This is a genomic window from Aquabacterium sp. (assembly GCF_004297345.1).
GTDB lineage: Bacteria > Pseudomonadota > Gammaproteobacteria > Burkholderiales > Burkholderiaceae_C > Aquabacterium.
In genome coordinates this window covers 1-13,281 of sequence record NZ_SCTN01000283.1, presented here as the reverse complement: position 1 = coordinate 13,281, position 13,281 = coordinate 1, and the positions used below count along the sequence as shown (strand labels likewise).

At 61.5% G+C, this 13,281-nt stretch carries 14 protein-coding genes; 12 read left to right on the top strand and 2 right to left on the bottom strand.

Annotation, left to right across the window (positions count from 1 at the left end; genetic code table 11):
* The coding region (locus tag EPO09_RS09950) for an aminotransferase class I/II-fold pyridoxal phosphate-dependent enzyme (protein WP_290642650.1) at positions 1 to 375 on the top strand (375 nt) is incomplete at its 5' end.
* A gap of 107 nt (positions 376 to 482) precedes the next feature.
* Here EPO09_RS09950 and EPO09_RS09945 read toward each other — a convergent pair.
* Entirely contained in the window at positions 483 to 1,982 is a 1,500-nt protein-coding gene (locus tag EPO09_RS09945) for a glyoxal oxidase (RefSeq protein ID WP_290642647.1), read from the bottom strand.
* 351 nt (positions 1,983 to 2,333) lie between these two features.
* On the opposite strand from EPO09_RS09945, the gene EPO09_RS09940 reads away from it, so the two are divergent.
* The 11 genes from EPO09_RS09940 to nth all read left to right on the top strand — a co-directional run bounded on the left by EPO09_RS09940 (position 2,334) and on the right by nth (position 12,912).
* Entirely contained in the window at positions 2,334 to 3,590 is a 1,257-nt protein-coding gene (locus tag EPO09_RS09940) for a polyhydroxyalkanoate depolymerase (RefSeq protein WP_290642646.1), read from the top strand.
* A gap of 54 nt (positions 3,591 to 3,644) precedes the next feature.
* Positions 3,645 to 4,307: an electron transport complex subunit RsxB gene (gene rsxB / locus EPO09_RS09935; protein ID WP_290642644.1), complete on the top strand. Its 663-nt coding sequence runs from the start codon at positions 3,645 to 3,647 to the stop codon at positions 4,305 to 4,307.
* A 140-nt stretch (positions 4,308 to 4,447) separates the two neighbouring features.
* A complete protein-coding gene (locus tag EPO09_RS09930) occupies positions 4,448 to 7,336 on the top strand; it encodes an ExeM/NucH family extracellular endonuclease (protein WP_290642642.1) in 2,889 nt (962 codons plus the stop codon).
* 16 nt (positions 7,337 to 7,352) lie between these two features.
* The gene (locus tag EPO09_RS09925; protein ID WP_290642640.1) at positions 7,353 to 8,093 is read left to right on the top strand and encodes a hypothetical protein; all 741 of its coding nucleotides are present in this window, start codon (positions 7,353 to 7,355) and stop codon (positions 8,091 to 8,093) included.
* A gap of 237 nt (positions 8,094 to 8,330) precedes the next feature.
* Positions 8,331 to 8,549, top strand: coding sequence for a hypothetical protein (locus EPO09_RS09920; protein ID WP_290642638.1), 219 nt, complete (start codon positions 8,331 to 8,333; stop codon positions 8,547 to 8,549).
* Between the two features lie 112 nt (positions 8,550 to 8,661).
* A complete protein-coding gene (locus EPO09_RS09915) occupies positions 8,662 to 9,279 on the top strand; it encodes a LemA family protein (RefSeq protein WP_290642636.1) in 618 nt (205 codons plus the stop codon).
* A gap of 24 nt (positions 9,280 to 9,303) precedes the next feature.
* A complete protein-coding gene (locus EPO09_RS09910; RefSeq protein WP_290642634.1) occupies positions 9,304 to 10,254 on the top strand; it encodes a TPM domain-containing protein in 951 nt (316 codons plus the stop codon).
* A gap of 11 nt (positions 10,255 to 10,265) precedes the next feature.
* Entirely contained in the window at positions 10,266 to 10,769 is a 504-nt protein-coding gene (locus EPO09_RS09905; RefSeq protein WP_290642632.1) for a TPM domain-containing protein, read from the top strand.
* Positions 10,770 to 10,864: 95 nt separating this feature from the next.
* Positions 10,865 to 11,617, top strand: a complete 753-nt coding sequence (locus tag EPO09_RS09900) for a hypothetical protein (protein ID WP_290642631.1) — start codon at positions 10,865 to 10,867, stop codon at positions 11,615 to 11,617.
* Between the two features lie 57 nt (positions 11,618 to 11,674).
* Positions 11,675 to 12,262: a DUF3617 domain-containing protein gene (locus tag EPO09_RS09895; protein ID WP_290642629.1), complete on the top strand. Its 588-nt coding sequence runs from the start codon at positions 11,675 to 11,677 to the stop codon at positions 12,260 to 12,262.
* Between the two features lie 8 nt (positions 12,263 to 12,270).
* Positions 12,271 to 12,912, top strand: a complete 642-nt coding sequence (nth, locus tag EPO09_RS09890) for an endonuclease III (RefSeq protein ID WP_290642652.1) — start codon at positions 12,271 to 12,273, stop codon at positions 12,910 to 12,912.
* 81 nt (positions 12,913 to 12,993) lie between these two features.
* On the opposite strand, the gene EPO09_RS09885 is transcribed toward nth, so the two are convergent.
* The coding region (locus EPO09_RS09885) for a PEP-CTERM sorting domain-containing protein (protein WP_290642627.1) at positions 12,994 to 13,281 on the bottom strand (288 nt) is incomplete at its 5' end.

Below are 13,281 nucleotides of genomic sequence, written 5' to 3'. Positions count from 1 at the left end.
AGCCAGCTCAAGCGCGTGATCCGCACCAACTACTCCAACCCGCCTACGCACGGCGCGCAAGTGGTGGCTTCGGTGCTGACTTCGCCCGAACTGCGCAAGATGTGGGAAGACGAGCTGGCCGAAATGCGTGACCGCATCAAGCTGATGCGCACTGCCCTGGTCAACGAGTTGAGCGCGGCTGGCGTGCAAGGCGACCTGAGCTACATCACCCGTCAAAAGGGCATGTTCAGCTACTCCGGCCTGAACGCCGCGCAAATGCAGCGCCTGCGCTCCGAATTCGGCATCTACGGTGTCGACTCGGGCCGCATCTGCGTGGCCGCGCTGAACACCGGCAACATCAAGGCTGTGGCTGCTGCCATCAAGGCCGTGATGTAAATGCCTGGCGGTGGCGAGCGATCGCTGCCATCAACGACAAGGGGCTCCGCGGAGCCCCTTTTTCATGCCTGCGCGTCAAGGCACATTGGCGACGATCGGAGATTGAATCAGCTATTGAGCTTGATGATCTTGGCCACCGATGGCACGCCAGCGCTGTTGAACACGAACAGCATGTAATAGCCCGGAGGCGCCACGTTCGCAGACGCGGGCATGTTGACCTTCAAGGTCGAGCCCGACGCGGTGTAGCTGAGGTTGAGGAAACGCTGGTCGAAATCAACCGTGTGCGTGACCGAGCCTGTCTTGACCAAGGTGACCTTGCTGATGCCTGACACGTTTGCCGTCACCGTGATGGGTGCGCCCCATGTGGCCGTGGTCGGCGCCGAGGTGATGGTTGGACGCGTAGCCAGCGTGCCGCTCGTATCCTGCTTGTACAGATACGGCGGCGTGTAGATCTCGCCGTTGAGGTTGACGACCGGGCCTGGCGCCCCGCCACCAGCCGTGAGCACACGACCATCGGGCAGCAGCATCGAGACCGAGTGATACAGGCGCATCTTCACGGCCGTGGCCGCCGTGGTCCAGCCATTGTTGGCCGGGTTCCAGATCTTGGCTGTGTAGGCCACGCCATTGGCCACGTTGGACACAAACGAGCCGCCACTCACGAACACCTTGCCATCGGCCATGACCGTGGCCGAGCCGTGATAGCGATCCTGACCCACGCCGGTCACGTTGGTCGCCGTCGGCGTGGCGCCATTGATGTCGATCACGACCGCCTTGTTGAGCTTGCGGAACGACAGGATCTTGCCGGGCGCATACATCAGGCTGGTGAGATAGGGATCGCTGACGGGCACGGTCAGGCTGGCCTTCTCCACCTTGCCGGTACCGGCAGGATCCAGGAAGAACGTGCCGCCGGTCTGGCTGACGATGAACACCTTGCCGTTGGGTGCTTGCCAGGCGCGCGGATAGCTCCAGTTGTTGATGCCATACGCATCGTCGTTGGTCGCCGTCGTCAGCGAACGCCAGCCTTTGCCCTCGGTAAAGACCTCTGGGATGGGTGCGGGCGTATTGGGATCGATGCGGCCGCCCAGCACCAGCACTTCGCCAGCGGCAGTGGTCAAGACTGTGGGATACCAGCGCAGAAACTGCATGGGCTGCTGCGCCGAGTACAGGGCCGACGAGCGGTAGTCAAACAGGTTGACGTCGTTGACCGAGTAATTGCGAACGTTGTTGACGGTCTTGTCACCACCGGTCAGCAGCACCGCACCGCTGGCGGGCAACACGATCTGCCCGCTGCAGAAGGTATCGGTACCTGTGGTGTTGGGCAGCGTCAGGTGCGAAGCCGCATCCGTGCCCTTGGCCGGATCCCACTCGTCATAGGTAAATTGCCCGGTCTGGTTGCCTTGGCCATCGGTACCGTAGCCCAGCACGCGGCCATCGGGCAGCAACACCACGTGGATCGGGATCAAAGGCCAGTTCACAACAGGGCCGAACGAGCCTTTGATGTAGGTATCCCAGGCGGCGCTGGCTTGCAAGGCGGTCAGCGTCGCGCCAACAAGCATCGCCTTGGCAATGCGGGTGAGAACAAGTTTGTTCACGGAAAAAGTGCTCATGAAAAGGGCTCCCTTGGGTCTGCTTGTTGGACCTTGCCGCATTGCACAATGAGAAAGATCCCGTAAATAAACGTTATCGCAGACAAGGGGCCAACCCTGACATTTGCCCCCCCGCAGTCCGGGGGGAATACCCCCGATTTCAGTAGGGACGTATTGCGACAGGTCGTTGCAGCTCATCAATCGATTGCTCAGACTCAAAAATGCACGATGTTCGTGCTGTTGTTGCCTTGCTCACTGGCCAATGAGAAGTGCAAATATTGAAAAACTCAACTATGCTGCACTGCACCATGCTGATGAAAACGTGAGTGATCACGGTCATGTGTCCGCAGTACCAGACGAAAAGGCCCCGCCATGCTCTATCAGATCTACGAAACCAATCGCGCCTGGATCAGTCCATTTTCCGAATTTGCCAGTGCCGCGTCCAAGCTGTACAGCAACCCGCTGTCGCCCATGGCCCAGATCCCCTCTGCGCACCGAGTGTCGGCCGGCTTTGATCTGATCCACCGCCTGACCAAGGAATACGAGAAGCCCGAATTCGGTATCAATTACGTCAACGTGCATGGAACGGACGTGGTTATCCAGGAGCAGGTCGTTGAAGAGAAGCCTTTTTGCAAGCTGATCCGCTTCAAGCGTTTCACCGATGACTCCAAGCTGCTCGACAAGATGCGCGATCAGCCCTCCGTGCTGGTGGTCGCCCCGCTGTCTGGCCACCACTCCACGCTGCTGCGCGACACCGTTCGCACGCTGCTGCAAGACCACAAGGTCTACATCACCGACTGGATCGATGCCCGCATGGTGCCGCTGGAAGAGGGCCCCTTCCATCTGGACGATTACGTCAACTACGTGCAGGACTTCATCCGCAAGGTCGGCCCCGGCGTGCACGTGATTTCAGTGTGCCAACCCACGGTGCCCGTGCTGGCGGCTGTCTCGCTGATGGCCAGCCGTGGTGAAGCCACGCCTCGCACCATGACCATGATGGGTGGACCGATCGATGCACGTAAATCGCCCACGGCCGTCAACAACCTGGCCATGAACAAGAGCTTCGAGTGGTTCGAAAACAATGTGATCTACCGCGTGCCACCGAACTATCCGGGTGCCTCGCGCCGCGTGTACCCGGGCTTCCTGCAGCACACGGGCTTTGTGGCCATGAACCCCGATCGCCACGCCACATCGCATTACGACTATTTCCTGGATCTGGTGCGCGGTGACGGCGACAGCGCTGATGCCCACCGCCAGTTCTACGACGAGTACAACGCCGTGCTGGACATGCCTGCCGAGTACTACCTCGACACGATCAAGACCGTGTTCCAGGACTTCGCGCTGGTCAACGGCACCTGGAAGGTGCGCAACCCCAAGGGCAAGGAAGAACTTGTTCGCCCGCAGGACATCAAGACCACCTGCCTGCTGACCGTGGAAGGCGAACTGGACGACATCTCTGGCGCTGGCCAGACGAAGGCTGCGCACGACTTGTGCACAGGCATCCCCAAGTCCCGCCAGAAGCACTACGACGTGGTGGGTGCTGGTCACTACGGCATCTTCTCGGGTCGCCGCTGGCGCGAACAGGCCTACCCGGAGATCCGTGCCTTCATCCTGGCTCACAACAAGTAAGCCAGGGCCCTGCCCGCCTGGTGCGGCGCAGGGCTTGTACACTCCGGCGCCATCATGCTGGACGCCAAACAGATCAATGCCCTCCTGCCGCAGACGCAATGCACGCGCTGCGGCTTTCCCGATTGCGAGGGCTACGCCCAAGCCATTGCAAGAGGTGAGGCAGGCATCAACCAATGCCCGCCAGGTGGCGCGGAAGGCGTGCGCAGGCTGTCCCAGCTGACGGGGCTGCCCGAATTGCCGCTGAGCGAGGAACATGGCCAGGAAGGCCCACGAACCCTGGCCGTGATCGATGAGGCATGGTGCATCGGCTGCACGCTGTGCATCAAAGCCTGCCCGGTCGATGCCATCATCGGCACCAACAAGCACATGCACACGGTCATAGAAGACCAGTGCACCGGCTGCGAGTTGTGCATCCCCGTGTGTCCTGTGGATTGCATCTCGCTGGAGCCCGTGGACACCACTGCCCCGCAAGCGACGGGCTGGGCCGCATGGCCACAATCACTCGCCGACCAGGCGCGCCAGCGCTACGCCTTTCACCAGATTCGCGTAGCCCGCGCCAAGACCGAACATGACACACGCCTGCAAGCCAAGGCTGAGCACAAGCTGGCGCATTTGCCCGAAGAGTCGAGGCTGACAGACCCTGAGCAACTTGACAAGAAGCGGGCCGTGATTGAGGCTGCCTTGGCAAGGGCACGCGCACGGCGTCAGGCAGGCTGAGCCATCCAGTCGGCATCGCGCCCAAGCGGACATTGCCACACAAGCTGAACCCAAGGGCTCACGCCAGCGAGGCACGATCCCCACGCGCCTGAAACACCACATGGCCAAACTGCCAGGCATCTTTCAGCCTGAGGTTTGTCATGCGCTTTTCCACTCTCCACCGACTCCAACCCATCTGCATTGCAGCCGCATTGGCCTTGAGCGGTGCCGCATGGGCATCCAGCACCGGTCTGGTGATCAGCCAGGTCTACGGCGGCGGTGGCGCCACCAGCGGCAGCCCCACCTACAAGAGCGACTACGTCGAGCTGTTCAACGCGGGCGCCAGTGCCGTCAATTTGTCGGGCTTGTCCCTGCAATACGCATCGGCTAGCGGGACGGGCAACTTCTCCGGCAACACGGTGGTGAGCCTGCCCAATGTCACCGTGCAGGCCGGTCAGTACTTCCTCGTCAGCCTGGCCACATCCAGCACCGTAGGCGGCAACCTGCCCGTCACTGTTGACTTTACCGGCAGCACGGGCCTGAACATCAGCGCTACAGCAGGCAAGCTGGCCCTGATCAACGGCACAACAGGCCTGAGCTGCAATGGCAGCAGCACCACTTGCAACGCAGCGCAACTCGCGCAGATCATCGACCTGGTGGGCTACGGTTCGGCCAACTTCTACGAAGGCACGGGCCCGGCTGCGGCCCCCAGCGCCACGAGTGCCGTGCTGCGTGCGGGCAATGGCTGCACTGACAACAACGTCAACGCCACCGACTTCACGGCAGGCGCCCCCGCCCCCCGCAACACCAGCGCGACCGTGCTGCTGTGCAGCGGATCAGGCGGTGGGTCAGGCAGCGGTGGCGGCTCGGGTGGCAACACAGGCGGAGGCAGCACCGGCCCATTGACCGCCATCCATGACATCCAGGGCAATGGCAGCAGCAGCGCGCTCATTGGGCAGACCGTGAACACCAGCGGCGTGGTCACCAAGGCCAACAACAACGGCTTCTTCCTGCAAGACCCCAATGCAGACACCAACCCACTGACATCTGAAGGCATCTATGTCTTCACGAGCACCACGCCGACCGTATCCGCAGGGCAGGCCATCACGCTCAGCGGCAAGGTGGCCGAGTTCAATACCGGTGCTGCCACAAACGCGCTGACCGCAGCCCATACGATGACCGAGCTGACTTCGCCCAGCAACATCGTGGTCACCAGCAGTGGCAACAGCATCACACCAACGGTGATCACGCTGCCGGCCCCTGAAGCTCAGCTGGAAGCACTGGAAGGCATGCTGGTCACGGTCAACACGCAATTGACGGCTTCGCAGAACTACTTCCTGGGTCGCTATGGCCAGGTCACGCTTTCCGCATCGGGCCGTCTGGAGAAACCGACCAACAAGTTCCGCCCAGGCACTGTGGATGCAGCCAACATGGCCGCGTCGAATGCGCAACGCCAGATCCTGCTGGATGATGGCAGTTCGCTGCAGAACCCCAATCCCACGCCTTACATCGGTACCGACAACACCTTGCGTGCTGGCGATACGGTGGACAGCGTGACGGGTGTGATCGACTACGGCCTGAGCACCAACGACAACACGGGATTGGCCAGCTACAAGATCCATCCCACTACGGCTGTGACGTTCACGCGCGTGAATCAACGAAGCGCCCAGCCGGATGAGGTCGGCGGCAACCTCCGCATTGCGAGCGCCAACCTGCTGAACTTCTTCACGACCTTCAGCGACGGCAACACGGCCAGCGGGCAAAGCGGCCAAGGCTGCGCACCATCGGGCACCACGGCAGATTGCCGCGGCGCAGACTCGTCGGCAGAATTCGCCCGCCAGCGCACCAAGCTGCTGGCCGAGTTGACCGCACTGAATGCCGATGTGCTGGGCCTGATGGAGTTGCAGAACAACACGGCCGCCATCCAGAACCTCGTGGATGGCCTCAACAGCCTGATGGGCGCTGGCACCTATGCCATCGTGCCGGATCCCCTCAGTGGTGTGGGCACGGATGCCATCAAGGTCGGCCTGATCTACAAGCCAGCCAAGCTCAGTCGCGTTGGCGCCTCCATCAGCGACACGGACCCGGCTCACAAGCGCCCATCGGTCGCGCAGACCTTCTCGGCGCTCAATGGCGAGCAGTTCTCGGTCGTGGTCAACCACTTCAAGTCGAAGGGTTGTACGGGTGCCTCAGGTGCCGATCTGGATCAAGGCGATGGCCAGGGTTGCTTCAATGCCGCGCGACTGGGCGAATCGCAAGCCATCCACAGCTTCGTCACCAACCTTCAAGCCAGCACGGGCAACCAACGCGTGGTGCTGCTGGGTGACTTCAACGCCTACAGCCAGGAAGACCCGATCTACAGCCTGACCAACCTGGGCTACACCGATCTGGCCGCGCGCTTCTGCAACCTGCCCTACTCGTATGTGTTTGATGGCGAGTCCGGTGCCATCGACCATGCCGTGGCCACGCCCGCGTTCAACCAACTCGTGACAGGTGCGATCGAATGGCATGTGAATGCCGACGAGCCCTTCGTCATCGACTACAACCTGGAGTTCAAGCAGCCTGCCTGCGCCGCATGCGGGCCTGACTACTACTCGGCCACGCCCTATCGCTCGTCCGATCACGACCCGCTGCTGATCGGCCTGAACCTCGTCAAACAGATCACTGGCACAGCGCGGGGCGACACCATCAACGGCACGCCCGGCGATGACCGCATCACGGGTGGTGAAGGTGCCGACCTGATCACCGGTGGCGCAGGCCGCGATGTGTTTGTCTACAACAGCCTGCGCGATGCCTTTGATGCCATCACCGACTTCACACCCGGCGAAGACCGCATTGATCTGAGCGCGATCGCAGCCAGCCTGCGTGCCAGCAACCCAGGCGTCGATCTGCTGGCAAATGGCTACATCGTGCTGACCGACAGCAGCGCCGGTGTGCAGATCCGCATCGACACGGATGGCGCAACGGGCCCTGCCGCAGCGCGCCCACTGGTCACGCTGCGCGGCGTCACTGCTGCGCAGATCGTCAAGGTTCGCGACCTCGTCCTGTAATTCAACGAGACACATCATGAAGTTCAACACCATCCTCACATCCGTCTCTCGCACACTGACTGCGGCCGGCCTTCTGTCGCTGACCAGCGCAATGGCCCATGCTGCACCGCTGACCACCTGGCAAACCGCCGGTGACGTCACCCAGAACACACAACTGGGCGGCATCCCTCTCGGGCAAACCAGCTACGTGCTGGGCACCGCCACCTTCAATGCAGTGGACGACGCCCCGCTGGCAGCGGGCGCGCTGAACCTGTCGGGCCAGAACCCGCTGGAGATCGGCGACCTGACGGCGACCATCGGCCTGCCCGGCGCCAGCCTGGACGATGAGACCAATTCGCACTTCGCCTATGAGGGCTCGGCCATGTTCAACACGGTGAACGTGCAAGCAGGTGACACCTTGAGTTTTGATTGGCGACTGTTCGGGCAGATCAACACAAGCGCCATGCCCACGCCTGATGCAGCCTGGTTGATTCTCGGCAACACGGCCATCAAGCTGGCTGATGTCGACAGCCTCAGCACGGTGAACAACACCTGGCTGGACAGCGGCTCGCAACACATCAGCCACACGTTCACACAGGCCGGCTCGATGAAGATCGGCTTTGTGGTGGCGGACGTGGACAGCTACGACACCACCAGCGTGCTGGCCATCCAGAACATCGGACTGACTGCCGCCGTACCGGAACCTGAAGGCCTGGCATTGGCGCTGACAGGCCTGTTTATTCTGAGGCGCATGTCGCGTCGATCGCACCAAAGCTGACACGCACCAGCACCACTTTGTTGCCACCGCACGGACGACGTTTCACGTGACGACAACAGGGGGTTTCTCCGCCATCCAAACGCGGGGACACCCCCTGAGAATCGGGATTAACGCGAGGCCCGACATGGACGCCACACCCCTGCATCATGGGGTCACCCCCCTGTCATTTCTGGCCCGCAATATGCATGATGAAAAGGGTGGCCAGCCTAAGTACGGTGGCCACGAAGTGGAGAAGCGATGCGCGCCCTGATGAACCTTGCGATTGAACCTGCCCTGCGTCTTTTTGAAGTGTCAACTCTGGTGGTGATCACACCTTCTCAGCAGGCCGTCAAACGTGTTCTGAAAGTCTTGGCCGATACCCCGTTGGGCGCCGTCCAGATCGTGCGTGACCGTTATCCCAAGTCTCGTGCGCACGAAGTGCTGTCCTGCCAATTGCTGGATGCCCAGGCCGCCTGAGCCTGGCCACTCACTGAATTGCGCCCTCTTGCAAATCACCATCCCGACCTGATCTAAGCTACAGGTTTGCAGCCAGGCTTGGCTCTGCCTTTGTTGACTTGAAAGGTTCGCGATGACCGCTGTGTCCTCCCCTCTGCGTCGTGCTGCGCTCTTGCTGAGCGCGGCCTCCCTTGCTGTGTCACTCACGGGCTGTGGCTACAACGACTTCCAGCGCCTGGACGAGCAGACCAAATCCTCTTGGTCCGAAGTCCTCAACCAGTACCAACGCCGCGCCGATCTGATTCCCAGCATCGTGGCATCGATCAAGGGCGAAACTGCCTTCGAGCAAGACACGTTGACCAAGGTGGTCGAAGCGCGCGCCAAAGCCACCAGCATCCAGGCCACGCCGGAATTGGTCAACAACCCCGAAGCATTCAACAAGTTCCAGCAGGCCCAGGGCGAGCTGTCTGGCGCCTTGTCACGCTTGATGATGGTCACGGAAAACTATCCCAACCTGAAAGCCAACCAGGGCTTCCAGGATCTGCGCGTGCAACTTGAAGGCACCGAGAACCGCATCACCGTGGCCCGCAACCGCTACATCAAATCCGTGCAGGACTACAACGTGCTGGCACGCAGCTTCCCGACCAACCTGACGGCCATGGCCTTCAGCTACCAGGTCAAGCCCACGTTCACGGTTCAGAACGAAGCGCAGATCTCCACGCCTCCCACGATCGATTTCAGCAAGAAGTAATCACGCATCATGAGGCTTGGCTCCATGTCCGCAGGCCTGCGCCATCCGCAATGGATGCGCGCGATGTGGCTCGGCCTGTTAGGCGCATGGGTGCTGACGTTGAACCTGTTGCTGGGGCCCATGCCTGCATGGGCTGCAGACACCGCTGGCGACGTGCTACCCGTACCACCCTTGAGTGGTCATGTGATCGACCAGAGCCAGACGCTCAACACAGCCCAGACGCAAGCCCTGGAGCAAAAGCTGTCTGGCTTTGAACAGGCACACGGCACGCAGATAGTAGTCCTGCTTGTCGCCAGTACGCAGCCTGAGGACATCGCTGCGTTTGCCCAACGTGTGGGTGACACATGGAAGATCGGCAGGCGGGACGTAGGCGACGGCCTGCTGATCGTGGTGGCCAAACAAGACAGACGCATCCGCATCGAAGTGGCCAAGGCGCTTGAAGGCGCCGTGCCGGACCTGGCTGCCAGCCGCATCATCGAGCAGGCCATCAAGCCGGCTTTCAAAGCGGGCGACTACGCGGGGGGCCTCAACCAAGGCGTGGACCAGCTCATGGCACGCATCCAGGGCGAGAACCTGCCCGAGCCCACGTCATCATCGCGCAGCAACCATGCACAGCGCGACGGTGAAGGCTTTCAATTCAATGATCTGGTGGTGTTTGGCCTCATCGGCATCCCCATCGTGTTCGGCGTGCTCAGCGCCATCCTGGGGCGCAAGCTGGGTGCCTTGGCCACGGGCACGATCGGCGGCTTGCTGGTATGGGTGGTGACGGCCAGCTTCTTCCTGGCCATCGGCGCAGGCATCGCCGCCATCATGCTGGCGTTGGCCATGGGCAATGGCGGCAGGCGTGGTGGCCAGGGAGGCTGGGGTGGCCCGCCCATGGGTGGAGGCGGCTGGGGCGGCGGCGGAAGCGGCGGGGGCTGGTCCTCCGGAGGCGGTGGCGATTTCGGGGGCGGTGGCGCCTCGGGCAACTGGTGAGGAACGTGAACATGCATGCACTCACTCGCTGGACACGACACCTCTGGCTGGACGCTGCCGACGCACGCAAGTTGCTGGGCTCGAGTGGCTTGCAACGCCTGGAGCAGGCCGTGCGCGACAGCGAAGCACGGCACATGGGCGAGTTGCGCCTGTGCATTGAAGCCGGTCTCCCGGTGGCCTCGCTCTGGCATGGCACCTCTCCCAGAGACCGCGCCGTGACCTTGTTCAGCCAGTTGCGCGTTTGGGATACCGAACACAACAATGGCGTGTTGATTTACCTGCTGCTGGCCGATAAGCGCATCGAGATCCTGGCAGATCGCGGCCTGCATGCGCGCGTTGGTAGCCAGACCTGGCAAGAGATCACCGATCAACTGTCCACAGCGCTGCAGAGCGGTCGTTATGAAGACGGGCTGATCCAGGCCATAGACGCCGTGAGCGCACTGATGCGGCAACACTTCCCGCTCACGAGCGAACCCAATCGGAATGAACTGCCGGATGCCGTCGTGTTGATCTGAGCTTTGAGTGACGCACGGAGCGTGCAAACGCGGGATTGACCCGCCATCACGCCAATAGAACACTCACGATGGGACCAAACCAATTCAGGGATCACATGACATTCAAAGCAATGGGCATCGCCAGTTTGGCCATGCTCTCCAGCCTGACCTTCGCCGCCCCCACAACCTACACTTTCACGACAGGAACTGGCAGCGCCATGGCCTATAGTGAAGTCGCCAATCTGTTGGGCACAACGGCAACGGTGTCTGGCCAATTTACCTATGACCCGCAGGCCAGTCAGTTTGGCAACGCGCTTGAACTGGGCTTCGGCGAGTCCGCTGTCATCTACCTTGGCACGCCGCCAGCGCTGGCTTTCTCGGGCTTGTCTGGCTCGGTCGGAGGCCATTCGTTCTCCGATCCCTACGGCACGGTTGCCATCGGCAATGACCGACCAGAAAGCAGTGGCGTGCAGGATGTCATCCACATTACGGCAGATCCAACACCGAAGGTCGGCAGCAACACGACCCCGTCGAACTATCCCAGGCAGTTGTCAACGTTCGAGATCGGCGACTACCGCCTGGACAACGTGCGATTCTTCTGGCTGCAAGGTGCCGATGGCGCAGACGACTTTCTGACCAGCACCGACCTGCCAGCGCAATTGCCGGCACACGCAGGCGTGCTGGCCCTTGACTTCGTTCGCATCAGCGACCCAGGCAATCTGGCCAACACCCCGTACTACAACAACTCGGTTTTCTTTGGCAACCTGCTTGTTCAACCCATGTCCGTACCTGAGCCTCATCAGGTCTGGTTGAGCCTGCTCGGCATGTCGCTGATGGCCTTGAAGATCCGGCGCGATCGCAGCGCTTGATCAGCGCGCCGGGCAGCCGGCTTGTGTCATCATCGCCCTGCACAACAGGAGGTTCACATGCCCGCTCGCCCACCTGCCCTCACCGCCCGCAAGTTGATCAAGGCCGCCATCATCGGGCTCGCACCGACCATCGCCCTGGCTGCCGACGTGCCGCCCATGAAGCCAGGCCTGTGGGAGGTCACTCCTGATTCCCAGATGATCAATGGCAAGCCACTGCCAGACATGTCGGCCAAACTGGCTGAACAGATGAAGCGCATGCCGCCTGAGATGCGCGCCCAGATGGAAGCACAGATGAAGGCCCGAGGCCTTCAGATGGCGCCCGGCAGCAATGGGATGGCCATGCGCATGTGCATCACCAAAGACATGCTGAACCAGAATCGCTGGCAGAAGATGGATGGACGCTGCCAGAACACATCCCTGAAGCAATCAGGCTCGACCTGGTCCTGGAAGTTCAGTTGCACGGAGCCCGCCAGTGAAGGCGAAGGCAGCACGACCTTCCAGGGCAGCGAGGCCTACACCAGCGACATGGAGATTCGCTCCAGTCGCAACGGCCAGACGCAGACCATGAACATGAAGCACCACGCCAAATGGCTGAGCTCAGATTGCGGCGGGCTCAAACCTTTCGAACCACCCAGCAAGCCATGACTGCCTTGATGAAACCGGCCGACATCCAGGCCTTTTTCGAAACGCTGCAAGCGGCCAACCCGCACCCTGAGACAGAACTGAACTACAGCACGCCGTTTGAGTTGTTGACGGCGGTGCTGCTCTCGGCACAAGCTACCGATGTAGGCGTGAACAAGGCCACGGCCAAGCTGTTCCCTGTGGCCAATACGCCCGAAAAGATCCTGGCGCTTGGCGAGGAAGGCCTGTGCGAGTACATCAAGACGATCGGCTTGTACAAGAGCAAAGCCAAACACCTGCTGGAAACCTGCCGCATGCTGATTGAGCTGCATGGCAGCGAAGTTCCCCGCACGCGTGAAGAGCTGGAAGCCCTGCCCGGCGTGGGCCGCAAGACCGCCAACGTGGTGCTGAACGTGGCGTTCGGCGAACCCACCATGGCCGTGGACACGCACATCTTCCGCGTGGGCAACCGCACGGGCCTGGCACCAGGCAAGACACCATTGGACGTAGAGCTGAAATTGCTCAAGCGCATCCCGGCTGATTTCAGGCTGCACGCCCATCACTGGCTGATCCTGCATGGGCGGTACGTGTGCCAGGCGCGCAAGCCACGTTGCTGGGAATGCAGCGTCAGCAGCAGTTGCAAATTCAAGCCCAAAACAGCAGCGCCTGCCTGAGCGCGAACTCGGGCAGGCGCTGGGATCTCAGCTCGGCATCAACGGCTCAAGACCGCCCCAACCAGCGTATCAGCCAGTTCTTCAAGCGGCACGGTTGCGACGAACAGCCAAGCCCGTGAAGACCAGGCCAATCATCATCAAGCCGCTGGTCAAAGGCTCAGGCACAGCAGAAGCCATGGCCTTGCCCACGGCATCGTGCACCAGGGCCGTCGGGTGGACCTTGTCAAACAGGTAGAACTGGTCTGGCGTGCTGCACACAGGCGCTGTGCTGTTGGCACCAGCGTAATCACCGGTCCAGCAACGGTTGGTGACATCACCACCCGAGGCCAGCAAAGTGCTGCGCACACCAGCCAGCACACTGACCGTGTC